Here is a 23,751-nt window from a genome sequence, read left to right as displayed (position 1 = left end):
AAATATGGGAGTTTATCATTTAATGGGCTTGGGTCTTTCACCAGGAGTAGTTACAGGTCCAATTTCTTATCTAGCTAAACTTTATAATAATTGGGAAGTTGAAGGAAAAGAGTTCTTTGCCCGTTCAGGTGAAGAAAAGCAAAGAGAAAAAGGTGATCAAGTAGGTGGTATACAATTACTTATCCTTTTTACCACTAAAGAAGTTATTAATGGTGAAGTTGACTGCAAACCATACATAAAGAATCCTTACGGAAAAATAGGAGGCAACCCTGAGAAACGAACTGATACTATGAAAAAGATACTTGAGCCTCTTTTGATACAAGAGTGGTCAAAAATTAAAAGTAGTCAAAATAATACTGGTATTATTTACTGGTGTGAAGTGGAATTAAGTGATATTAAGACAACGTATGAAAGAATTGCTAAAGTAGTAGCTTCACTGGCAAAGGGAGGCGGTAAGCAAGGCAAAGAAATATGGATGAATCTTACAGGCGGCAATAATGTGATTAATTCGGCTTTACAAATGGTAGCTTCTTTATCACATGAAGTTTCTCGTCTTTATTATGTTCAATCTGCTAATGAAAAAGCAGAAAAATGTGTATATTTCACTAGTGAAAAAAGAGAAGAATACTGGGTAGAATTACCAGTTATACCTTTGGTTCTAAGTGATTTAAATAATGCAGTTTTAGAGATACCTAATTTAGAATTAGGTATCTCATCAAAAGAAGTTTATGGACGATTAAAGGGTCACGAACGTTATTCTATTCTCATAGAAGGAATAGATTTTGAACAATTTAGGGATACAACTTTGCGTTCGATGAATAAGTTAGGTTTAATAACAGTAAGAAAAGAATATGAAACAGGTAATGGCATCTGTACTCTAGGCCCTCAATGGGAATTGATTTTAAAATACGAAAGTATTATGAATGAAGCTAAAGCAGGTGAAGAGGTATTGACTATTGAGAAGTTAGAGCAACAAAAAACTTGGATTAATCGCCAAGAAATTAGACTTAACTAAGAGTAGTTAAAAATCAATCTATAAAATGTCCAAAATCCTTTTAGTCACTATCGGGGGTTCTTTCCAACCCATCATCACCACTATCCAAAGCTTACAACCCGACAGGGTGATATTCATTGCTTCTGATGGTGAAAAGGGTAGCAAGTCCCAAGTCATAGGTGAAGGAACTCCCTGCGAGGTGCGTCGGGGTGCAGAAGTTATCGAACGACTACCCAATATTCCCACACAAGTGGGGTTAGGCGATCGCTTTCAACCACAACGGGATTTAATTCTCGTACAAAACCCGGACGATTTAGGCGAATGCTATTCTAAAATTCGCGATCGCATCTCTAATTTACAGCAAGAAAACAGTCATGAGATTATGGCTGATTACACGGGTGGAACCAAAAGTTTATCGGCGGCGATGGCAATGGCTGCTATTGACTGCGGAATTTCACTATATATTACCATTGCTGCAAGGGATAACTTGGTGAAGGTAGAACGGGGAGAAGTTACGCAAAGAGTAGACACCAGTTTTCGTTCCTAGGAAACGAGATTGTTTAGCTGTCTTTCACACTGTTGAAATATGTAGTTAACAACAGCAAATAATTTCTCTAGCTCTTGGATTGTGTAAAAGGTAATATTTCTACTAAAAACATCTGCTTCTAGCTTGCCAAATTGCCAGCGATCGCCATTAGAAGCAATACCATAGATAATTATTTGCATATCTCCATTAAGTTTTTGAGCAGCAATCATTTCTGCCAAACATTGCGCCCAAGCAGCTTCAAAGTTATCCTGTTTGGCCTCGACCAAAATGAAGTATGGCTTATCAAACACCACTTTTCCTAAAGGAGATTTTCTCGCTACAATATACTCCGGGAAACCTGAAAGTTTCTCGTCATAATTTAAAGAATGATGACTCCAAAGAATGAAATGACTGCGATAGAATTTCCAAACTTCTTTGAGAACTGGATAAACTAAATTTTCACAAATAGCAAATTCTGAGTTATCAACAACACCATCTCTCATCATGATTTGTAAATCTTCTCGAAAATAATCAGAGATATTAAACTCTGTTTCTCCAAGAAAATTAGATTCTGTATAGGTAACCTGAAATTCTACGAGAACTTCACTTAAAGTTTTATAATTACTGAAAGCCATAATCTCCTCAAAAATTACCGATTTGACGTAAGAATTTTTTGTTTGATCTTAAAGCACACAGGCAATACAGTGCGTTAGGCGGTTTCTTAACACTCATGCATCTAGGAGCATCCCAATGAATGCACGTTACCTTCAGAATAGAAGAACCTATATACACAAAGCTTGCCTTCGCAGGCTATTAGTCCGCGTAGGCGGACTTCGTTTGTGTAGCCGTGATTTCCAATCACTTAATGTTTTTCCAAATTGCGATGCTCCCCACATCAGCCGTGCCCCTAGGACTGTGGTCTATTTACCTGAAAATGGCTGTAAAGTTAAGGTAAACTCACAAAGTGTCCGCCCGAACAGAGTGTTGTTGCATGCCTCGTTGGTTCAACATTGCAGGTCCTTGCCAAGAAGATATCCACTATATGCTACCGCCAACAGCTAGGTTGCCAGATATAGAGGAGTTAATTCAACAACGGAGTTACTTTGTAGTTCATGCACCTCGACAAACAGGCAAAACAACCGCAATGTTAGCCTTAGCAAAACAACTGACAGAAAGTGGGCGTTACACGGCAGTTGTGGTATCGGTAGAAGTGGGAAGCGCGTTTAATAATGATATAGGTGCAGCAGAATTAGCGATTCTTGGAACTTGGCGCGATACAATTGAAGTCCGACTACCCAAAGATTTGCAACCACCTGTTTGGAATAAAGAAGAACCCGGACGGAGAATTCGAGCCTCTTTACAGACTTGGGCGCAAGCGTCTTCCCGACCTTTGGTAATATTTATTGATGAAATTGACTCGCTACAAAATGAAACATTGATTTCGGTGTTACGCCAGTTACGCGATGGTTATCCCAATCGTCCTCATAACTTTCCATTATCTGTGGGGTTGATTGGTTTGCGCGATGTACGCGATTATAAAGTAGCTTCCGGTGGTAGCGATCGCTTAAATACGGCGAGTCCCTTCAATATTAAAGTGAGTTCCCTCACACTCAGAAATTTTAACGCCCAAGAAGTAGCAGCATTATACCAACAGCATACTGATGAGACTGGTCTACGCTCTCGCAAGCAGCTTTGAAGTACGATCGCGTACTTTTATGTATTATATGTATTACTCAATTATGGCTTAATTTGTTCAGGAGATTTGTTAACCTATGGGTTGAGTGAAAGTACTCTAAATTTCAGTACCTTTGTTAGAGTAACTTGGTTTAAGCTATCTACTGTGGACACTTCTATTCTGCTTAAAACTTTTCTTGCTGTCTTTGTTCTTGCAGATGCTATTGGAAACATACCCATACTCTTGGTTTTAACTAAAGGTATGGAACCAGAGCGCAGAAACAAAGTTATAGATAAAGCTATTTTGGTAGCAATTGCAGTTCTTTTAGTTTTTGCCTTTGGTGGCAGATTTATCTTAAGTTACTTGGATATTAGTTTGGGATCTTTGCGAGTAGCGGGGGGACTGCTGCTGTTGTTAATCGCTTTACAAATGCTTCAAGGAGATTTAGATACACCAATTATCGATCGCGATCGCGATGTTGCGATTACACCATTAGCTTTGCCATTGCTAGCAGGACCGGGTACTCTGACAACAGTGATGTTACTAATGGCTGAATCCCCCAGCCCTCATATCAGCGTCATTGGGGGTATTGTGGGAGCAATGTTTCTGAGTTGGTTAATTTTACGTTTATCAAATCAGATTGATAAATGGATTGGTGCAGAAGGAGAGGTCATTATTACTCAGCTTTTGGGTTTTTTGTTAGCGGCGCTAGCAATTGAAATTGGTAGTACGGGGATCAAGGAATTATTTCTTGCGTAGTTAAATAAGCTTAAGTTTTACCCCTTCCCTTTCACGTTAGGACTCAAGGGAGGTAAAGCCAAGATCTTAATTTTTGTTACATAAAAGTTGCCTAACTAAAGATAAATGCATTAACACGCTATATTTTATACTAAAAAAATACGGAAAAGTCTTGGATAACTATAATTCGGTTGCGGCTTGGCTGCCACTAATTAAAATCTATATATGGATAGATGTAAAGATAATACGTACCATGTGAGACAGAAGCAATTATTGGGAAAAATATTACAGTAAGACACAGCAACAAAGTTAAGCAACTGACACTAGGAATTTAACTGTCTGGTGTACAGCAGCTAAGGATCTTTTCCAGATCGCTTCTAAGGTTAAGCGAAATTAGCTTTGTTGGGTAGGTATCAAACAGAGTAGATAGGGAGCAGTACTGGAGATAGATTGAATGAAAAAATTTACCTTTTATGTTGTTTTGTTGCATTGCTTATTTTTAGGGATGTCATCTGCTAAAGCAACGGATGGCAAACCAGATGTAACCCAAGCAACAGATTTAGTGGATAGGTTATCCATGAAGGATGGAAATGTAAATTATGATACAAAATATACGGATAAATCTATTCTAGATACATCTTCTCGCACGGGGCTAAAGCGAGACCAAGTTTGGGTGCTTGACCAAAAAAACTCGCAAGCACAACGCAAATCTTTTACGTGGGTTGTAAATGATACTAAGAAAGTGGGGCGGCAACCTTTTCTCCAAGTACAGAAAAATTTAGATAAGTCTGAAGAAACTGGCGAAAAAGCAGGCTCTACTGCAAAACCAGCACCAAAGGAGGAATTTGAAGCTTTTGACAAAGTTATTAAAGATACCGAAAAACTTGAAGGGTTATTCACTTTATACCGAAATAAAGAACAGAATAAGATATATTTAGAAATTAAACCGACTCAATTAAATAAAAATTACTTGGCTACAGCAACGTTGGAATCTGGTATTGGTGAAGCTGGAATCTACAGTGGTATGCCCTTACAAGATTTCTTATTTTACTTTCAACGGACAAATAAAAATATCCAATTTGTAGTTCGTAACGTCAATTTTCGCGCTCGTGAAGGAGATCCCCAACAGCGATCGCTCGCCCGCTCTTTTAGCGATTCAGTTCTTTATTCGATACCAATCAAAAGCATTCATCCACAAAGCAAAACCGTACTTATAGACTTAGGCGAACTCCTGCTAACAGATTTAGCAGGATTATCTTATAGTTTGGGAATCTCCCCAGGTACGGATAAGTCATATTTTGGGAACGCTAAAGCTTTTCCTCTCAACATGGAAGTGGAGTCAGTTTTAAATTTCTCCAGTGCTAGCGGTAGCGACAGCAACATATTTCGTTATGCTTCTCTAGCAGACAGCCGTGGATTTACTTTGCGCGTTCACTACAGTTTCTCCGAACTTCCCAACAACGGTTACCGCCCCCGCCTAGCAGATGAGCGAGTCGGTTATTTTATTAGTGCGTACCAAGACTTGTCAGATGACGATCGCAAAGAACCCTTCGTCCGCTATATCAACCGATGGAACCTAGAAAAACAAGATCCCAAAGCAGCTATTTCACCACCTAAAAAACCAATTATTTTCTGGATTGACAACGCAATTCCCCTAGAGTATCGAGACGCTGTTAAAGAAGGTGTCTTGATGTGGAATAAAGCCTTTGAAAAAGTTGGATTCAAAGATGCAATTCAAGTTCGTCAAATGCCAGATAATGCGACTTGGGACCCTGCAGATATACGTTATAACACCATTCGATGGATTAACACGGTAGATGGTTATTTTGCTTTAGGACCATCTCGTGTCAATCCCTTAACAGGAGAAATTTTGGATGCTGATATTCTCGTTGATGCTAGCTTTATCAGAGCGCTGAAGGGCGAATATCGCAAACTCGTCCAACCCAACCAAGCACAAGCCCGAACTCCCCTATCAACATTGATGCAGGAACGTCTCTTGTGTAACAATCGCTTGGACGCTAAAAACAATGATACTTCCAACCAAAATCAATCAACAGAAGGACTCAACAACCGACTGTCTCAATTAGCAGGCGCATTCGATCTTTGCTATGGAATGGAAGCAGCCAACCAATTTGCTTTTGGTTCTATGGCAATTTCACTGTTGCAAGACACACCTCCAAGCAGCGAACAAATAAAAAACTATATTCATCAGTATTTACGTCTTATTATTGCTCACGAAGTCGGACATACTTTAGGGTTAAGGCACAACTTCCGTGGAAGTACTTTGCTTGCTCCCGAACAATTGAACAATACAGAACTTACTCGCAGCAAGGGTCTTATCTCATCGGTGATGGATTACATTCCACCTAATATTGCACCTAAAGGGACCAAGCAAGGGGATTATTTTCCCAGTATGATAGGAATTTACGATGAGTGGGTCATTAAGTACGGTTACGCACCCCTATCTGTTGCATCCACTACTGCTGAAAAGCCCTTGTTGGATAAAATCGCCAGTGAATCTTACAAACCCGAATTAAGTTACTCCACAGACGAAGATGTTTTAGACCTCGACCCAACTTCTAATGCATGGGACAATAGCAGTAACGTTCTAGCATATTCTCAGGGACAGTTAGACAATGCACGGTTTATGTGGGAACGTCTGAACAAAAATTACCCCAGTGCAGGTGAAAGTTTCAGTGATGTCAAAGAACGATTTGGCACTGTATTTAGTAATTACGTTCAGAATATTTACTATACTTCAAAATACATAGGCGGTCAGTCTTTCTACAGAGTTAATCCAGACAATCCCCAAGGGGAATTACCCTTTCAACCCGTACCCGTCGCACAACAACGACAAGCACTTGAGATTTTGCAAAAATATGTCTTTGCTGAAGATGCTTTAATTTTCCCACCAGAACTGCTGAATAAATTGGCTCCTTCTCGCTGGCGTCACTGGGGAAGCGCACCCCGAACCGGGCGATTGGATTATCCAATTCACGATTTGGTGTTATTTATGCAAGGCTCCGTGTTAACAGATTTGCTTTCAGGCGATCGCCTTTCCCGTCTTAAAGACCTCGAACTGAAAAGCAAACCCGAACAAGCACTGACTTTACCAGAACTATTTGATACCTTACAAAATGGAATTTGGAGTGAGGTCCTCAAACCAAACGGTAAACCCATTAAAATATCTAGTTTGCGTCGGGGTTTGCAGAGAGAATATCTCGACCTTTTAATGAGTATGGTATTGCGTAAAAGCAACGTTCCAGAAGATGCTCGCACGCTAGCATGGTATAAACTAAGACAGTTAAATGAAAAACTGGATGGAGCGAATTCCAACGACGATTACACCAAAGCTCATTTGCTGGAAACGCATGACAGAATTAACAAAGCGTTAAATGCTCAGTTAGAGGCAAAGTAAGAAGTTAGTGGTTAGTGGTTAACAACTAACCACCTACAACAAATTAATTCCTTAACGCACGTAAGAAACGTTGCAAACTTTTAAACATATTGGGCTTTTTCGCAACTGGTGTCCCTTGTGTTTCAGATGCAGAACCTTGTTTCGCTAGAATCGTATCTAGATCATCTCCTGAGGGCTTTTGCGGGAGTTCTGCAATTTTTTGATACTCCCCACGGTTTTCTAACCAGACTTCCCACTGACCGGGATAACAGCGAAAGACCGCAGTTTCATTATCTATAGGGCGAAGATAATAGCAGTTTTCAATTGTACTGATAAAGCGATCGCGTAACTGTCTCGCTGCATAACCAATACCCACCGCCCCTAAATCTTCCAAACGCGGATTTAAGATGACGAGCGGGCGATCTCCTACCAGTTGAGCCATCTTTTCGACTTCCCCAACTTCTACGACAGTAGGAGCAATCAGAAAGAAGATTTCGTCCTCTGGCTCAATTTTCTTCTCCAAAGACAATCTACCAGTGCCTATGTCAAAAATTTTAAATGGCACATCCGTCCACTCTCGACTTGCAAGGGCGGCTCCTCCAGCATCGGGAAAGAAAACCTTAAGTTTTGACCCATACTCTGCAAAAACTGCTAGAAATTGTTCTGCTACAGGCATGGGTTTGAGTTCTGGAAACAAAAAGTCAACTTGTATCCGCTTGCATCCATCTGCTAGTGCTGTTTTAGTTGCCTCGCGAGCTTGAGCGATCGCATCTTCAAGACTGTTTGGAAGTTCTGCCATGTTAAATAAAGTTTTGATTTAAGACTTTAGATCTTAACAACAGATGGGCTTGCAAGATCCCCAACAACTCAAAGGTTACTGATAGCGAATGAGGGGTGATACCCCCCACCCAGCACAAAATTTCCGTTTTCCTCTTGTTCCCAGGTTAAGCCTGGAAATGCCTTTGAAGTATTGTTTTATTTAGAACTTCCTGAATCTGAGTCTGGAATAAACTTTAGAGCAACACCATTGATACAGTAGCGTTTGCCAGTGGGTTTGGGACCGTCATCAAAGACATGACCCAAATGACCGCCACAACGACTGCAATGAACTTCAATTCTAGTCATAAATAAAGACCGATCCACAGTTGTATCGATCGCACCTTCAATGGGATTAAAGAAACTAGGCCAGCCGGTCCCACTGTTATACTTAGTATCTGAGACAAATAGCGGTTGACTGCATCCCGCACACTGATAAATACCTTGAGCGTACTCCTTGTTTAGTGGACTTGTATGAGGACGTTCTGTCGCATGTTGGCGGAGTACGCAAAACTGCTCTTGGCTCAAAGTCTCTTGCCATTCTTGTTCGGTTTTCTTGACTTCAAACTCTGTATTTTTTGAAGTTGTCATAACTTTTGATTCCCCTAATATATATAGTCATCCTAAATCATTCTTGGAAAAATTTTAGGAACTGTAAGGTAGGCATTCCTCACCAAAAGTATGTAGGGTTAGCAATGCCAACCCTATATAGATTTCAAAGATTGCCATTAGTTTTGTTAATAATTAACTGTTAACCCTATACAAGAAGGGCTTTTTTTTTAAATGTTTTTGAATTAATCTTTCATAATTATGTTATGATATCCAAATTATTTAAATATTAAAAAACAATTAAAATTACCTTAAAAAATGTTTGAAAAGTCCTTTCATCAGTAGCAAAACATTCAATAGCCTCCTAAATCCCCCGATAAATTGGGGGACTTTAAGAGTATTTTTCCCGTTTTAAGGGGGGCTAGCGGGGATCGCTAAGTGCCTAAAATCAGCTAACCACTTTTCAAACAACCCCTTATTTCAATCTAAGGAAGTCAGAGACAAAAACGCAACTATATAACGATTGAGTAAAAGCTTTGTATTTGGCTTGGAGTAGTGCTGAGAGCGTATGTACTGCAAGCATAACCCAGTGATGATTATTTGCGATCGCTGACTTCTTGCAGTTCATAAATATTTTTGTGCAAGTCAAGATAAGATTAAGATGAGGTTATCCAATTCTTCGGAATTTACTTGTATAAATTTTTTGTATTTTTCAGTGAGGAGTGCTATTAACCCCAAAATAGGAGACAAGGTGCTGATTTTACGTCCAGCATACGTAGCTGGCAAAATAGGGGAGATTTGCGGTCAAGAAGCTTCGGGTGATGGCACTCCAGAACGGTGGCTTATCCGGATTGAAGATGAAAATGCCACACAAAGTTTAGTGGTATCGCTGTTTCCAAAAGAGTTTGAGGTCTTCAAGAATGACTTTGAGCCATTTTAGGGTTCATCTGGTGGAAGTTCTATATTGTTAGGTGGCTCATCGCCGATTCCCAATTCCTTTTTGCTGCGCTTCAGCTGTTTCCAGAGGGCTTTAACCTGGTCGTAAGCTTCTTCAGGAGAAAGTTTCCCAGATGTTTCTAAACTGGTGATAATGCCTACTTTCTGGGCAAATTCTTGAAGATTGGCGTTAAAAATTAAATTTTCAGGTTTGACTTGACCGTAATAGCGACCTCGAGGGTAGAGAAAATTTTCTTTGTCTTCTTCGTTTGACTGTTCCATCTGCTTACTTCCGTTGCGATTATTTTTCTATTATACTTAATCTTTTGTTAATCTAAGTAAATTTTGTAACATAAAAAATTAAAATTACGTGGCAGATTCTATGAGATAGATTTTCCCGAGCAAAAAAAGTACACTATTTCAGGGCAACACTTAACAGAGAACATCCTGCTAAAAATTCTCTTCTTTGTCGCGAACAGCGACTTCTCTTATACGCTATTAAGTAATATTTCTGAACCTGAACGTTTAAGTCTTAACTTTAGTAATGAGTATTTATCTTCCCCTAGAAACACCACGTCTTATACTCCGGGACTTTGTAGAATCAGACTCGCAAGGAGTCCATGACTATGCTTCCGATCCAGAAGTCGTTCGTTACTTACCTTTTGGTCCCAACAGCGCAGAAGACACCAAAAATTATCTACAAACAGAGATTAAAGCTCACCGAAAAAGAAACCGCCAGCATTTTGCCCTTGCAGTCACTTTAAAAGAGGACAAGCAATTGATTGGCGCTTGTCGTATTTCCATCACAGATGCCAATAAGCCAGAAGCTTCTATAGGGTTTTCCTTGGCTAAGAAATTCTGGGGGCAAGGCTATGCAACGGAAGTTGGAGAAAAACTTTTAGAATTTGGTTTCCAGCAGTTAAAATTGCATCGCATTTTTGCGATTTGTGACTCTCAGAATAATCTCTCTGCAAGAGTTTTAGTAAAAATTGGCATGAGACAGGAAGGCTATCTGCGCGAATATGAATCGATGCGAGGAGAATGGCGAGATATGTTGCTGTACGCAATTTTAGAGAAGGATTGGATACAGATGCAGATTCGGAATATTTAGCTTGAACAGCAACTAGTTATTTTTTTGTCCTCTACGACCTGCCAATCTTATCCTTCAATCATCTTTAGCTTAATCGGTTAAACATTCCGAGCAAGAATTCACGCTGTGTATTCTCCAATAACTTCAATTTGACCCACAATGTTTTTATTCAACTGTTCCAGTTCCTCAGCAGGAACCCACCATTCCTTGTGATATGACGCTCCTACTTGATGAATTTCATATTTATCCATGAATTCTTTCTTAACCTTAAAGCGTGTCACATAACCCACCCCACTGTCTTTAACATTCCACTTAGTAGCAATTTCTTTGGCATATTCTTCGTTTGTCACGGGGTAAAAAATTGGTTGTTCGGGTAGTCGAGGTGGCCATTGAGTATAGCCACTTTGTTTAACTAATTCCAGTTCTTTCGGTCCAGTAGGACGGTATAGAGTTACTGTTTCTTCCATATTTTTTTCTGTGAATCATCATACTTGTCTATTATTGACATATTGCGATCGTGACAGCACGGGTTCAAGAGCAATACTGTTGCTCAGAATGAGCACCAGGCGATCGCACCTGACAGTTCGTCATGTATGGCAGTACACGCCCAATTGACCCATGTTGCAGTTTTCAGACCATTTCATTTATAAAAGAAATGAAGCCGTAAGTTGTTTATTATTTGTAGTTTATCCAATGGAAATTAGAAAATTAACAAAACATGATGCAGAAGATTATAGAAATATTAGATTAGAAGCTTTATATAACAATCCAGATTCTTTTGGCTCAATGTATACTGAAGAATCTTGGAAAACGATAGATGAATTTAGAGATAAAATACCTGAAGACAACAATAACTTTATCTTAGGCTATTATGAGGATAAAGAGTTAATTGGAATTGTTGCATTTCATCAGGAATCAAGAATAAAACTCAGGCATAAAGCATATATTCGCTCTATGTACGTTCAACCAGAAGCTCGGGGAAAAGGTATAGGGAAGTTATTACTCAATGAATTAATCAAAAGAGCAAAAACTATGAATGAGATAGAAATCTTATTACTTGATGTTGTTACAAATAATAGAAAGGCAAAACAACTTTATGTATCTTTTAAATTTCAAACCTATGGAGTAGAGAAAAAGGCGTATAAATTGAATGATAAATATTTTGATATAGAATCCATGTCTTTACAGATTAAATAATAAAAAACAAAAATGCTTGTAGAAAACGGGAGCATCCCAATTTGGAAAAACCACACCTGCGATGTTCTCAATCGCAGCTATACAAACGCTCGTCCCTCCGGGTATCTCAGGAGCACAGACGCTAAGCGCAAAGCGCACGCTCCGCGATGCCGCAGGCTATGCCCGTAAGGGCTATACGCGTTGCGAAGCTATGCCCGCAGGGCTATACGCTAGTTCCCAGGGCGCGGGAAACCCCTCCGGGTATCTCCTGACGGAGACGCTTCGCGTTGCGAAGCTATGCCCGCAGGGCTATACGCCAGTTGCCAGGGTGCGGGAAACCCGCCTACAGCAATGGACTCACCACCTGCTTTCCCTAGACTCACCGCCTGCGCGGACTGCTCTTAAGCCTGCGAAGGCAGGCTTGCTTGTATAGCCCCAGAATTCCATTCTGAGGGCAATATCTATAAATCGCTTTTGAATTCCTTGGTCAAAATCAGTTGCATAACTTCTTCCTTCGTTCCAAGTCCCCACCATTCCAAACAAGGAAGATGACCGACTCGGGCACACAGATTAAATTGAACGTCTTCCAGCCAAACCCATCGATTTTTATCTAATCTCCAACCCACGCGATCGCCAAATTTTTCCCACACTTCTTTCTCATCTCTTAGACCTAGTTTGCCACCGCACTCCAAAAAAATTTGTTTTTGAACGCTAAATCCAAATCGCCCCTGGCTGTATGTTATCCACAGTCGATCGATTATCTGTACATCTGCTTCTGCAATGTTCAAAATTCCTTTTAACGGTAACCAGTAATCATCATCTCGAATGGAATATTCTCCTCCAGCCAGTTCAAATACCAGCTTGCGAGTTTCACTGTCTGCATTCTTCCAGTATCCGGCTTGCAGAAACTCGTGCAAATTGCGATACTTTTGTGGAATGTTATTCAATTCAGCCATTAGCACCTTTGGTTGAGGTTTACGTCTCGGTTGCAAGCAGGGGATTTCTTGCAAGTATAAAGGGCTGTCCGGTAACTGGGAAACAGCCCGAGCTAGAGCAATATAAGCAGCTATTTGAAACGAAGAAGCTCGGGAATCAATGGGATGGTAAGAGCCTCCTGTAATTCTGACATTCGTGTTTTGATAAGGAAAGGGCACATATTGCGTGTAGCGGTAATCTTCTACTTCTTCAACAAGCGCTTCACACAACCCTTGATAAACAGCCTTCAAATAAGACTCTGTGATTAAGTATTCACGATTAAAGTTTGGGATGTGGTTTTGGGTAACTGACCACAACATAAAACACCCATCTGTATTTGGATTCGGTTCCAACTGAAGAATGACGTGTCCGTAACCATGACCATCTGCACGAATATATTGACCTTCACCAATAATCGAGGTTTGCACCTGTGGAAGGCTCCTGAAATCGCTTTTAGGTTTGTGAATCAGTGGATAATGGCTCATTCCTACCTTACCCAATCCGGCTTAATTCCATCGAGCCAAGGACGCAGCATTTTCCCAACTACCTCAACTGCGATCGCCCTTGGCGCAAGCTGGGTACAGCTTATCGCATCTTCTTGGCGGCGGAGTATGGCGTAGGGAGTATAAGCTTCAAAAGCGTCCATACATTGATGGCAACCTTCTTTGCAAAAAGCAGCAAATGCAGGAATGGAATCAAGGTTCTCCGGCCAGTAAATTGTTTCTCCATTGCGCTCTACACAATAAACTCGATACTCCAAACGCCCGAGATTGGGCAGGTTAACAGTGTCGTCATCATAATCAACTTCTGCCCGAGCGGCTGCTTCAAAATCGGGGGTATCTAAAACAGAGTAAATCAAGCAATAATGAACCGCATCTGATGCCTCATCACTCCAGTACTGAGCCACCATCATTGCCGCCGATCGCAAGGAGGGATATTTTTGAAAGTTCATTTGCACAACAGGGATGACAAACTCATCCATCAACTTTTGCCGCATTTGTGCTGCTTGCTTTTTCGTGTAAAGGTGTTCTAGTTCCATTGTTCTACTTGTTCGGTACGTTGTGCTAAAGAAAGTTTGTGCAAGTAGCACTCCAAAATGACGGGTATTCCATCACCAGATCGCTCTTTTACCCAATCCAAACCAAAAGTATCTTTGGTAATGGGCTGGTGTATATCAGCACTTCCGGTATTACTTGATACGTGTAATTCCTGAAGGCCCTCGTATTCTTGCAAGCGCCTCCAAACGTTTTCACTCATCGCCCCCTGGCATAACTGAATGTAAACGTGAGACACATCAACCGCCAGCTGCAAACCCAAATCCATTGCCCAAGCTACTTCTTCGCCATTACCCAAGCAGTACTCTGGATACATGGTTTCTAGAATCAAATGATGGTAATCGCCCAGCTTAACTCGACTGTCCCACAACTTAGCACATGGATGGTTCTTGAGAGGAGGATGTATCGAATTTGAATTAACAACACAATCGCCATTGTCGCTCCACACTTTGGCTCTCAACCGACGCCAGCTAAAACCATGATGGGTACGGACTGAAATTTGTTTTTCCTCCAGCCAATCCTGAAAGCCTTCAGTTGGAACCAACCCAGGTGTCAGCTGCAAGCCACCTATACCCAAGCTGAGTAATTCTTCAGCCGCTGATTGCATGGGTCTTCCTTGGAGACACGAGAGAGCAAGATACAACATAACCTTAAGTTTGTAAGCTAAATTCAGTGGGATCGATCCCCCAATTCACCCAACGAATGGCTTCTCTTGCACTGGTAATATCCGGAGGGACTCTCAAAGCGTGTACGTGGGCGGTACTGGGACAGGTCATTGCTAGCAGGTGAATGGGTTCTACATCATTAATGGCATCAATTTTTAATAACCTGTATTCCTGCCAAGTATCTAGTTTCTTAGCTTGCAGTTCTTGGCAAATTTTGGAGTAGCCAATACCTTGGATCAAAACCCGCCGCAATTCGGCATTGTTTTCTGTTAGCAGCCATTGAGATCGCCATTTGTTTGGATGTACCATACCGTATTTTTCCGGTAATATCACGCCATGATAAGCATAAATACTACTGAAACCATCTCTGAGTTGAATTGCCGGGTGTCCTTCACCGTGGAGCAATCCTTGAGAATCTCTCTCAAGATGGTAAGGGCGATCGCACACCAAACACACCCCTTCATAAGTCCACAGCCAACCGCAATGCTGAACCAACAATTGATAAGCCTGCCATAACTCTCGGTTAATAGAACAGTTGAGAACCGAATAGCAAAAGTCGAACAAGCAAGCCATTGAAACCAAATATTCAGTTGGAACGCAGTCTTGGGCGGGATTGAAGTAACTGGATGCATCTTCGTCATTTAAAGAGTGTATCAACTGCGATTGCTCCACAACCGCAGTGTAAATTCTCCGCCCAATTGAGTTCCACAACTCCTGGTGCAATGCTTCATACAGCTTTGAATGCAGTTCCAACCAAAGTTCGTGACTGAGTTGTTTTCTAACACTCTGTATTAACTGAGTTTCAATATCGATTGTTTGGTTTCCCCAAATCTTTAAAAAGTCAAATTGTTCTATAGCCGCGATGGGGCTGGCAAAATAAAAGACGCTGGGTTTGGGCTTACCCATCAAACTGTAAATTGCTTCCACAGCAGTTGTGGCTTGCTCGATTTCAACCTCTTGAGTGGAAAGAGCCAACTTGCACCACTTGTCCCGGTAAGTTGAAATCAGCGCTTGTTGTTCGGTTGTCAGTTTAATCTGCAACATATCTCCAACCAGCCGGTTCGTATTCTCTTTGTATCCTCACCATCCACACACCCCTGGGAATTGCTATTTCTTTATGTTCCTCATGGCTGAGCAATGCAGTTTCTGACAGCACCTGCAAGTACAAAGTCCCATCTTCTTCGTAAAGTTGGGCACTTCCATCTGTAATGCGGTGCTTGTGACCTGTCACTTCCCCTTCAGCCAAGGTGAGGTGAGGAAGTTTTTTTCCTGTAGATTGCTGTTGCTTTGTGGGGATGAGCAACACGTCTCCCTGTCGTAATGGATTCATGTCTGGATTTTTATGTATTATTTTTGTATTATAAAAAGATTATGCTTGAATGGCAAGCGATCGTTCGACGATTTTAGGCACTATTAAGAAGGAATGGCACGCGTTAGATAGGTCATTGTGAAACGGGTATACCGATCTTCATCAATAACTGAGGTTTGCAGTTGTGGAAGGCTCCTGAAAGTGCTTTGAGCTTTGTGAATCAGTGGATAACGACTCAGATAAGTTTAGACGAATTGCATTATGATATTGGTCAAACAAAATAAAAAAGAAATCGAACCAGCATTTTGTCATTTTGCTCAAAACTTTTATGCTGAATTTAAATGTAACTTTCATTCGTTTCACCTATCAACATTAATGCGATAAACCCCCAGTCCAACCAACTGCTTTTTACAAACATATATCGCAGCCAAATGTCAACAATGGCAGCATAAAGCAACTGTATCTATACAAAAATTTATAAATGAAACGGAAATGACGTTTTAGCATAAAAGCCATAAGCTATCGAAAGAAAGTAGAAAGCCTTGAATACTCAACTCGCAGTTAAGGAAAAGTTACAAACCTCGCTTGAGAAAATTGATACCCAAGGCGATGGTTCTCCTATTACCAATTTGAACCCAGACAAAACCCGTACCGCAGAAATCGAACAATTGACAATAGAATTAGAAAGTGTCAATCCCAATCCCAATCCCCTACTCTACGCCACTTCTTTGCTCAATGGAGCTTGGCAACTAAAATATTCTACTGCCAGAGAAATCCGTTCTTTAGCCTCTCTCCCATTAGGATTAAAGTTGGGCAAAGTTTATCAGGTGATTGATGTTGCAAATAAATTATTTTTTAATATAGCTCGTGTTAAACATCCCCTGGGATTGGTATCAGGATTTGTCAAAGTGACAGCTCGTTTTGAGCCAGCCCAAACAGAGTCATCAGATTCCCCGCACAAACGCATTAATGTCTATTTTGACAAACGCTACCTGTCTATTGAGAAGGTTGTTGGTATCGCAACTCCCCAACTCAATCCATTTAAGGTTGTTCCAGCTAATAATCCTACCAACAGAGTACCTACTCTAGATATTACTTACTTAGATGAAACATTAAGAATTGGGCGAGGGGGAGATGGAAGTTTGTTCATTCTGACTAAATCCAACGATTTTGCTAATTCTGGCTATTCGGGTTGAAACACAAATTATATAACAATCCTAAATCATTTGGAAAAAAGTTGGATTGCTAATAGCTAATTGCTTTTTGACCATGAGCTATTAGCAATTAGCAGTCTTCACTCTTATTTTTATATTTCATTTAGGACGGCTATACAATAACAAAACCGACCCCACAAGTTATAATGGCGCAGATGTTATAAGCTAACAAATTACTTCTCATATAAGAACAAAAATACTAATATAAAGTTAGCACAAATAACTGCTTGGTAAGCTGCTATGACTTTAGGTACAATCAACCACTTATCTTTGACGGTAAGCGATCGCACCAAATCCGAACCATTTTACGACCAAATTTTACAATTCATGGGATACCAAAAAGTAGAAAAAAATGAGTATTTTACGATGTGGTGGTTGGAAAATGGAGGAGCTTTCTTAATTTACAACAGCCGTCCGGATTCTCCCAACAAAACGCACGATCGCTATTCCCCTGGGCTGCATCACCTTGCTTTTAATGCTGAAAGTCGAGAGGAAGTCGATCGACTGTACCAAATTGTTCTGGCTCTAGGCGGTACAATTTTGGACTCACCTGCGGAGTACAACCACTACGCTCCTGGTTATTACGCTTTTTACTTTGCTGACCCAGATAGCATCAAACTGGAATTTGTACATATGCCAAACCTACCTTAAAAACTAACAAAAGGTAGCAGCTAGTGAATATTTTTGTATAAAATATTACTTTTTTGTTATGTCATTTCACTGTTAATGAGATGCCCACCCAATTTTTCAATTACGGGCAGGCACTATATCAAGATTTTTTGTTTCAAGGATTGCTTTTATATCATGTTCGACTTATGACTGATAAAGTCATAAGTTCGTAGCTGCGGTGTCCAACTGGCGGTATTCCTAACAGCGCTCGCAGGCATAGTAACTACAAACCGAGTATAAGTGTTTACCCGAACTGGATACTAATTGCTTTTGACACTTTGTTCTTCTTGGGGTTGAATTTCGCAGACAACCTCATGGAAAAAAGTTGTTGGAGCTTTAACAAACAAAGGCAACATTTCTTTGAGGATGTTATCGTAAGCTTCGCTGTGGTTGGTATCCATATCTTCAACGTTTTCCCAAAAAATAACAGCGATTCCTTTATCAGTTCCCGGTTCTTGGAGAAGGTATGCTCCTTTGAAGCCATGGGTATAGGTTCCTACTGCTTGTTCGTAGAGTCGCTTGGCTTCTTCAAATTTGCCCGGTTTAAACTCTCCTATGGCTACGTATGCAAATTGGTGTCTTAGAAAATCTTGGAAATCTGACATTGTTTTTCTCCTGGAAAATCTTTAACCGTAGATCAACGCTGACGAACGCAGATAATTATCGGTCATAATTGGTATGCTCTGGTAGTAGCAGTGCTTTCTTTAATCTTAGTAACGTTTAGCGATGAAGCTCCGCATACTGTCTCAGTGTCAACAAATTTACAAGCTTTGATTGGATTGCCCTAAGAGGATGTTTGAGTCAACAAATTTACAAGCTTTTATCGGATTGCCCTAAGAGGATGTTTGAAAAGTCCTTTCATCAGTAGCAAAACATTCAAGCTCCCCCTAAATCCCCCGATAAATTGGGGACTTTAAGAGTATTTTCCCCCCTTTTTAAGGCTACGGTGTACACACATCTTTAGAGATCTCCCTAAAACCCGGATATATTGGGGTAATTGAATAATTTCCCCCCCTTTTTAAGGCTACGGTGTATACACATCTTTAGAGATCTTCCTAAAACCCCTAATAAATTAGGGGACTTGAAAAATTTTCCCCCCTTTTTAAGGGGGGCTAGGGGGGATCGAAACTGCCAGAAGGCATTTTAGGAGACTTGTGTGTACACCGTAGCCTTGAAGGGTAGTAAAGCTATAATTAGGAGAAAAGACACGCCGACAGGCACTAAGGAAGCAATCGCAATGGCAGAATTAACAATTCAAATTCGCTTTGGAACTTGCTCAACGTTTAAAACATGACGCAAAATCACTTACCCGAATTGCTGTGGCGATTGCTAGACGTTGCTAATTCACCACAGGTTCAGCAGACAGTCCTAGCTGAGACTACAGATATTCCCGCAGTTTATCAAGAGGTTCTTGATTTTTTAATTAAACGTCCAACACCAGAAGAAATTATGACTTTTAAAGTTTCATCCCAAGCTCAAACACGCCTGCAAGCATTATTAGAAAAAAATCGCTCTGCAATACTCAGTCCAATAGAATTAGCAGAATTAGATGTTTACGAGCAATTAGAACATATTATTATTTTACTAAAAGCACGAGCCTCTACTAGAATTTAATAAATGACTTCTAAATTCAATTCCTGCCGAACTACGTAAGCTAGTCATAGAGAGAGCATTTAGACGCTGTGAATATTGCTTAATCTATCAAGATTTTTCAATCTATACCCATGAAGTAGACCATTTTATCGCCGTAAAGCATGGAGGTGAAACAACTGCTGAGAACTTAGCACTTTCATGTTTATCCTGCAACCGCTATAAAGGTTCGGATTTCGCTACTATAAAGAATAGAAGGAAAAACTCAGATTGGTCACGGGACTGTAAGGTTGCTTCAGTTCAAAGTTCCTAATCGCATACTTCAACGGCAAGTTTTGATGAATCTAGGACAATACCCGTAGGAGTAAAAACGTGTTTTGTTTAATCTGAACTTCCCCAATTGACAAATGGTTTCATCTAAAAACATCACAAATTTTTCACTACAATACAGCCAAATTTGGTAACTTCACAACGATGGGACAAGAAGAATCTTGATATATTTCAGCCCTTAAAGGCTTGTGTATGAGTTCATACCAAAGATGACCTACCCGCGCATCAAATCCTTCAGGTTGACCTCTCATAAATAAGTGTACGCACTTGGCATAATTGCTGGGTAACAACTGCCAAGAAAAATGGCTTTTATGACCAACGTGTGGGTGAGTCAAAAAATTTAAATGTACGTTAGTCATCAAACCGTATGCTGGATAGGGTGGCTCGCTAGACCCAATAGCAAACCAATCAAATACGGGGAAAACTTGCTGGATATCTTCTGTTCGTCCCAGGTTCATGTGGGCAAAGTAACGAGGAGCAAAATCAGGATAAACGACTTCTTGTTGGTTGAGAACCCAGTCTTGTTCTATCCTGGGCTTCCCTTTCACATAAAGTTCTTCAACCAAGTAATTGGCACCAGCATACAAACTAATGACTCTGTAGAGTTCGCAAATTAAATGGCGCTTACTGCCAGTTCTTGGCTCTGTACAGATATAATCGAAGGGTTCGGAAGCAATAGTTATGCTTGCACGTACCGGACCTGTGGAATGAGAGACCAATCGGTAAGAATGATTGAACAAGCTGACATTGTAGTATTGCGATGCAGGATGAAATTGTTCTGGTAGCAAGAGTTCATCTACTTGCATGCACCGCTTTTCTGGATCTTGTCCGATCCAGTCTCCTTTAGCAGCCCGAAATGGATCGAGAAGTTCTTGGTAGTCCAGTTGTACGCTAGTTGCTGAACCAGAAAACCAGTTTTGCCAATTATCTTCAGGTGCAGGTATGAGGTTGAACCAAATGACAAGACGGCTGTTGGAGAGCCTGACTCCTCGCGCCTGTCCCGATGCACTATAAACAACTTCTAACGATGGCTCAACTAAGCCAGATAGCACGGGTTTGCCTCGGTCTAGTCTCACAAAGGTAGAAGCTAGCACTTCATCTTCGGAACCGGGTGGAATAACTTTTGGTAAAGAGAAAACTAAGGTATCGCGAGAGGAATCGTCTGGATCGATGCGATCGACTTGAGCGTTTAGTGGTGTGTGTGACAGGTCGCGCAAATCGCTTAAAACCAGTTCTTCGGGTAATATTTGGAATTGCTGGTAGATCGGTTGCCAGGGAATAGTAAAATGACCGCCCCGCCAGTAATTGGAGGGGTTGAAAATAGAAAGCAAATGATGGGATTGCATATTATTGGTTAGCTGTTAGTGGTTTAGCTGTGAGGCATTGAATTGAGGGAGATGGGGAGAGTGGGGGAGGGCGTAATATGCGCCACAGCTTAATGGTTTGTGGCTCACAGTCGGTAGTTAGTGGTTGATGGTTCATAGAACAACTAACAACTACTCCCTTTCCGCCCAAAGATTACCTATTTAAATGAACCGCACTCGACACAAAGAGCAAGGGAATAAGAGGAAAAGCAGATCGGTAGTCTTATAGGGGGAAGGGAGTAACCATTAACTACTAACCACTAACAATTCATCAATGACTGCCAAAAAACGATGAATTTCTTCAACAGTGTTGTAGTGTGTTAACCCGATCCTCAGGAGTCCTCCACTTGATTCGACTCCTAATTTTTCAGTTAAACCGAGTGCGTAAAAGTTGCCGTTCCAGGTGAAGATACCGCGATCGCCTAAAGCTTTAGCAACTGTCTGAGGAGCGTGTTTGGCTAATCGAATTCCAACGGTTGGTGTTCGCCAGTCAAAGCTGCTTGGATTGGTAATACCATAGAGAGTTACACCGGAAATTTGTAGCAATCCTGAAATCAACTTGTAGCTGAGTTCTTTTTCGTATTGCTTGATTCCTAGCATGGCTGCTACTAAAGCTTCTCGGCGGTTTTCAACACCAGGTAAAAGTTGGTGACCTATTTCAGCTAGATAGTCAATTGCTGCTACCATCCCCGCCAGCCCTTCATAGTTTTGAGTCCCAGTTTCCCAACGTGAGGGGATTTCATCTGGGGCTGGTTGCACTTTGTAAGGAAGCAGGCGAGTCAGATGTTCCCGTTTTGCATACATAACACCCACATGGGGTCCAAAGAATTTATAGGCGGAACAACTGAGAAAGTCGCAATCGATCGCATGCACGTCTACCGGACCGTGAGGGGCATAGTGAACCGCATCTACAAAAACCATTGCTCCAACAGCACGAGCAAGTTTGACGATTTCTGCAATGTCGTTGATTGTACCTACAGCATTGGATGCATACCCCACTGCTACGAGTCGCGTTCGTTCGTTGATTTGCTGCTTGAGATGGTTCATGTCTAGGGTACAGTCTTCTACATTGATATCAACTGTACGAATGACTGCGCCTTGTTCGGAAAGTGCGTACCAAGGGGAGACATTGGCATAGTGGTCGAGTTTGGTAACGACAATTTCATCACCGGGTCGCAGTTCTCGACCAATGGCTCGACTTATGGTGAAGGTGAGTGTGGTCATGTTGGAACCAAACACAACTTCGTCAGCATCACAACCTAACAAATCGGCGATTGCCAAACGCGCTGATACTACAAGTGAGTCTGTTCTCTCACTGGTGGCAAACGCCCCATGTGCGTTAGCATTTGACTTTATCAAGTATTCTGCGATCGCGTTGACTACAGGGCTTGGGACTTGAGTACCGCCCGGTCCGTCAAAAAAAATCACGGGTTGACCGTCGATCTCTTGGGAGAGAGCGGGAAAGCGATCGCGTATCCACTTTAAATCTAGGTCAACCATCGTAGAACACTCCTTTTTTCTTGCTGAATTGCTTGGTGATTTGCAAACAATATATTTTTCCTTTATAGGATGGGTATCCTCTCCCGTCCCTTCCACAAGAAAGGTACCCCAGTCCCCAGTTCCTAATCTCCTTTATTATCCTGAGGATTTAACCCCGGACAAGTAATCACAAACACATCCCTGACCCCATTTTCTGCAGTGAGTGCTTCGATAGCTGTCGTAAAGTGGAATAGGTTGCGATCGCTAAAGACTAGTAACTCTCCAGGATGGAGAATTTTGGTAAAAATTGGGTTGTCACTCTTAGATTTATAGAGATGAGTTTCGCCTCCTTCAATTCCCTCCCTATTCACAGCAAAAATCCCAATCATATCAACACCATCTCTGTGAATTCCTTCTGGTGCTGGGTTTCCTACTTTCCCTGGATAAGCAACGGTTCTAATTTGATGAACTGCCACTTCTGTATGAATTGAACAAATTTTACAAAACTCAAAAAATTCCAACACAATTCTTTGGAAATCCTCAATCTTAATGAGTTCATCCTCAAGTTCTGCAAATTCTCTGACTACATTACCAAGCAAAGGATTGTATTTTTTCGCCTGATATAAAGCTCTATGAGGTAATTTGACTAAACCCTCTTCTGCAACCTTGAAATGAGATAAGCGTCTAAAGCGGTAATTATCTTTTATATATGGATCTAGAGGTAGATTTTTATAAAACGGCTTTATGTTATCTACGTTAACAGCTGCAACACTGTCCAACGCATAACTGGTGATGCAATCAAAAACTTCTTTTCTTAATTCCAACATATGATTATCCTCCTTGGCTCAATATTAAGTAGCCAAGTTAACACGTAAAAAATCAGGGTTGGCTCTATAGTCAGACCCAAAGCCAAAAAAATCAGTTAAAATTTATACGCTTTTGCTACTAATAAAGAATTTACGCAGAGCAAACGTTATGGGTGATGCTCGATTTTTGTTAGCAGCTAGACGACTCAAACTGTCGTTTCACTTGGAAAAAGTTAAAGTTTCTTAACTTTTTAATCCAGATATTGTTTAAGTTTATTTAACTTCGTTCTTTGCCCTCTTTTCTTTCGGTGCTCTTTTCATACACCTCTATCCTTAATTATATGCAAGGAAAAATTGACTTGCAATAGCAACCTAAATATTGTTCATAAAGTCTTTAT

General features: G+C 40.9%; 25 protein-coding genes and 1 pseudogene. 12 read left to right on the top strand and 14 right to left on the bottom strand.

The features are described from left to right. Positions 1 to 4 precede the first annotated feature (4 nt). Together HC643_RS37830 and HC643_RS37825 are read left to right on the top strand one after the other, a co-directional pair. On the top strand, positions 5 to 1,015 hold the full coding sequence (locus HC643_RS37830) for a hypothetical protein (RefSeq protein ID WP_038085648.1): 1,011 nt from the start codon (positions 5 to 7) through the stop codon (positions 1,013 to 1,015). Between the two features lie 25 nt (positions 1,016 to 1,040). Further along, the gene (locus tag HC643_RS37825) at positions 1,041 to 1,541 is read left to right on the top strand and encodes a hypothetical protein (protein WP_038085645.1); all 501 of its coding nucleotides are present in this window, start codon (positions 1,041 to 1,043) and stop codon (positions 1,539 to 1,541) included. Here HC643_RS37825 and HC643_RS37820 read toward each other — a convergent pair. Continuing rightward, positions 1,538 to 2,155, bottom strand: coding sequence for a hypothetical protein (locus tag HC643_RS37820; RefSeq protein WP_038085643.1), 618 nt, complete (start codon positions 2,153 to 2,155; stop codon positions 1,538 to 1,540). The two genes, HC643_RS37825 and HC643_RS37820, sit on opposite strands and share 4 nt — an antisense overlap. A gap of 356 nt (positions 2,156 to 2,511) precedes the next feature. Here HC643_RS37820 and HC643_RS37815 point away from each other — a divergent pair. From HC643_RS37815 to HC643_RS37805, 3 genes and pseudogenes are all read left to right on the top strand, one after another. Next, positions 2,512 to 3,192 (top strand): annotated as a pseudogene (locus HC643_RS37815) (ATP-binding protein); the annotation flags it as partial. A 168-nt stretch (positions 3,193 to 3,360) separates the two neighbouring features. Next, positions 3,361 to 3,954 carry a MarC family protein gene (locus HC643_RS37810; RefSeq protein ID WP_038085640.1) on the top strand — a complete coding sequence of 198 codons (594 nt, stop codon included), beginning with the start codon at positions 3,361 to 3,363 and terminating at the stop codon, positions 3,952 to 3,954. Between the two features lie 433 nt (positions 3,955 to 4,387). Beyond that, positions 4,388 to 7,351 (top strand): zinc-dependent metalloprotease, encoded by a 2,964-nt coding sequence (locus HC643_RS37805; RefSeq protein WP_038085639.1) that lies wholly within the window; start codon positions 4,388 to 4,390, stop codon positions 7,349 to 7,351. Positions 7,352 to 7,394: 43 nt separating this feature from the next. On the opposite strand, the gene HC643_RS37800 is transcribed toward HC643_RS37805, so the two are convergent. Together HC643_RS37800 and msrB are read right to left on the bottom strand one after the other, a co-directional pair. Next, positions 7,395 to 8,129, bottom strand: a complete 735-nt coding sequence (locus HC643_RS37800; RefSeq protein WP_038085636.1) for a DUF1995 family protein — start codon at positions 8,127 to 8,129, stop codon at positions 7,395 to 7,397. Between the two features lie 176 nt (positions 8,130 to 8,305). After that, entirely contained in the window at positions 8,306 to 8,737 is a 432-nt protein-coding gene (gene msrB, locus HC643_RS37795) for a peptide-methionine (R)-S-oxide reductase MsrB (RefSeq protein WP_038085634.1), read from the bottom strand. Between the two features lie 709 nt (positions 8,738 to 9,446). On the opposite strand from msrB, the gene HC643_RS37790 reads away from it, so the two are divergent. After that, positions 9,447 to 9,635, top strand: coding sequence for a hypothetical protein (locus HC643_RS37790; protein WP_237266038.1), 189 nt, complete (start codon positions 9,447 to 9,449; stop codon positions 9,633 to 9,635). Here the strand turns inward: HC643_RS37790 and HC643_RS37785 are convergent. Continuing rightward, positions 9,632 to 9,913: a DUF7219 family protein gene (locus HC643_RS37785; RefSeq protein ID WP_038085631.1), complete on the bottom strand. Its 282-nt coding sequence runs from the start codon at positions 9,911 to 9,913 to the stop codon at positions 9,632 to 9,634. The two genes, HC643_RS37790 and HC643_RS37785, sit on opposite strands and share 4 nt — an antisense overlap. Before the next feature lie 262 nt (positions 9,914 to 10,175). Between HC643_RS37785 and HC643_RS37780 the strand changes: the two genes are divergently transcribed. Next, the gene (locus HC643_RS37780; RefSeq protein ID WP_038085630.1) at positions 10,176 to 10,742 is read left to right on the top strand and encodes a GNAT family N-acetyltransferase; all 567 of its coding nucleotides are present in this window, start codon (positions 10,176 to 10,178) and stop codon (positions 10,740 to 10,742) included. Between the two features lie 98 nt (positions 10,743 to 10,840). Here HC643_RS37780 and HC643_RS37775 read toward each other — a convergent pair whose 3' ends face one another. Beyond that, positions 10,841 to 11,188 carry a hypothetical protein gene (locus HC643_RS37775; protein WP_038085628.1) on the bottom strand — a complete coding sequence of 116 codons (348 nt, stop codon included), beginning with the start codon at positions 11,186 to 11,188 and terminating at the stop codon, positions 10,841 to 10,843. 151 nt (positions 11,189 to 11,339) lie between these two features. Here HC643_RS37775 and HC643_RS37770 point away from each other — a divergent pair, with 151 nt between their 5' ends. Further along, a complete protein-coding gene (locus tag HC643_RS37770) occupies positions 11,340 to 11,918 on the top strand; it encodes a GNAT family N-acetyltransferase (RefSeq protein ID WP_237266037.1) in 579 nt (192 codons plus the stop codon). A 440-nt stretch (positions 11,919 to 12,358) separates the two neighbouring features. Here the strand turns inward: HC643_RS37770 and HC643_RS37765 are convergent, their stop codons facing one another. From HC643_RS37765 to HC643_RS37745, 5 genes are read right to left on the bottom strand one after another with little or no spacing between them, the layout of a single operon-like run. Next, the gene (locus HC643_RS37765) at positions 12,359 to 13,300 is read right to left on the bottom strand and encodes a GUN4 domain-containing protein (protein WP_162002296.1); all 942 of its coding nucleotides are present in this window, start codon (positions 13,298 to 13,300) and stop codon (positions 12,359 to 12,361) included. Between the two features lie 59 nt (positions 13,301 to 13,359). Next, complete coding sequence (locus HC643_RS37760; protein ID WP_038085624.1) at positions 13,360 to 13,911, bottom strand: hypothetical protein; 552 nt, start codon at positions 13,909 to 13,911, stop codon at positions 13,360 to 13,362. Beyond that, positions 13,902 to 14,534: a hypothetical protein gene (locus HC643_RS37755; RefSeq protein WP_038085622.1), complete on the bottom strand. Its 633-nt coding sequence runs from the start codon at positions 14,532 to 14,534 to the stop codon at positions 13,902 to 13,904. The genes HC643_RS37760 and HC643_RS37755 overlap by 10 nt, the downstream gene beginning before the upstream one ends. Positions 14,535 to 14,577: 43 nt before the next feature. After that, complete coding sequence (locus HC643_RS41880) at positions 14,578 to 15,636, bottom strand: DUF6745 domain-containing protein (RefSeq protein ID WP_038085619.1); 1,059 nt, start codon at positions 15,634 to 15,636, stop codon at positions 14,578 to 14,580. Beyond that, the gene (locus tag HC643_RS37745; protein WP_038085617.1) at positions 15,623 to 15,922 is read right to left on the bottom strand and encodes a hypothetical protein; all 300 of its coding nucleotides are present in this window, start codon (positions 15,920 to 15,922) and stop codon (positions 15,623 to 15,625) included. The genes HC643_RS41880 and HC643_RS37745 overlap by 14 nt, the downstream gene beginning before the upstream one ends. A gap of 521 nt (positions 15,923 to 16,443) precedes the next feature. Here HC643_RS37745 and HC643_RS37740 point away from each other — a divergent pair. Both HC643_RS37740 and HC643_RS37735 read left to right on the top strand, forming a co-directional pair. Beyond that, positions 16,444 to 17,097 carry a PAP/fibrillin family protein gene (locus HC643_RS37740; RefSeq protein ID WP_038085615.1) on the top strand — a complete coding sequence of 218 codons (654 nt, stop codon included), beginning with the start codon at positions 16,444 to 16,446 and terminating at the stop codon, positions 17,095 to 17,097. A 258-nt stretch (positions 17,098 to 17,355) separates the two neighbouring features. Beyond that, positions 17,356 to 17,766, top strand: a complete 411-nt coding sequence (locus tag HC643_RS37735) for a VOC family protein (protein WP_038085614.1) — start codon at positions 17,356 to 17,358, stop codon at positions 17,764 to 17,766. 278 nt (positions 17,767 to 18,044) lie between these two features. Here the strand turns inward: HC643_RS37735 and HC643_RS37730 are convergent, their stop codons facing one another. Then, entirely contained in the window at positions 18,045 to 18,389 is a 345-nt protein-coding gene (locus HC643_RS37730) for a hypothetical protein (RefSeq protein WP_038085611.1), read from the bottom strand. Positions 18,390 to 19,074: 685 nt separating this feature from the next. On the opposite strand from HC643_RS37730, the gene HC643_RS37725 reads away from it, so the two are divergent. Together HC643_RS37725 and HC643_RS37720 are read left to right on the top strand one after the other, a co-directional pair. Further along, positions 19,075 to 19,398, top strand: a complete 324-nt coding sequence (locus HC643_RS37725) for a hypothetical protein (RefSeq protein WP_237266036.1) — start codon at positions 19,075 to 19,077, stop codon at positions 19,396 to 19,398. Between the two features lie 19 nt (positions 19,399 to 19,417). After that, positions 19,418 to 19,687 (top strand): HNH endonuclease, encoded by a 270-nt coding sequence (locus tag HC643_RS37720; RefSeq protein ID WP_408019821.1) that lies wholly within the window; start codon positions 19,418 to 19,420, stop codon positions 19,685 to 19,687. A 127-nt stretch (positions 19,688 to 19,814) separates the two neighbouring features. Here HC643_RS37720 and HC643_RS37715 read toward each other — a convergent pair whose 3' ends face one another. The 3 genes from HC643_RS37715 to HC643_RS37705 all read right to left on the bottom strand — a co-directional run bounded on the left by HC643_RS37715 (position 19,815) and on the right by HC643_RS37705 (position 23,374). After that, positions 19,815 to 21,050, bottom strand: coding sequence for a hypothetical protein (locus HC643_RS37715; protein ID WP_038085609.1), 1,236 nt, complete (start codon positions 21,048 to 21,050; stop codon positions 19,815 to 19,817). A gap of 264 nt (positions 21,051 to 21,314) precedes the next feature. Further along, positions 21,315 to 22,568 (bottom strand): cysteine desulfurase-like protein, encoded by a 1,254-nt coding sequence (locus tag HC643_RS37710; RefSeq protein ID WP_038085606.1) that lies wholly within the window; start codon positions 22,566 to 22,568, stop codon positions 21,315 to 21,317. Positions 22,569 to 22,690: 122 nt separating this feature from the next. Next, positions 22,691 to 23,374: a 2OG-Fe dioxygenase family protein gene (locus tag HC643_RS37705; protein ID WP_038085605.1), complete on the bottom strand. Its 684-nt coding sequence runs from the start codon at positions 23,372 to 23,374 to the stop codon at positions 22,691 to 22,693. Between the last annotated feature and the right edge of the window lie 377 nt (positions 23,375 to 23,751).

The sequence above is a fragment of the Tolypothrix bouteillei VB521301 genome (genome assembly GCF_000760695.4).
In the GTDB taxonomy this organism is placed as follows: domain Bacteria; phylum Cyanobacteriota; class Cyanobacteriia; order Cyanobacteriales; family Nostocaceae; genus Scytonema; species Scytonema bouteillei_A.
This window is presented reverse-complemented; position numbering and strand designations above follow the sequence as displayed.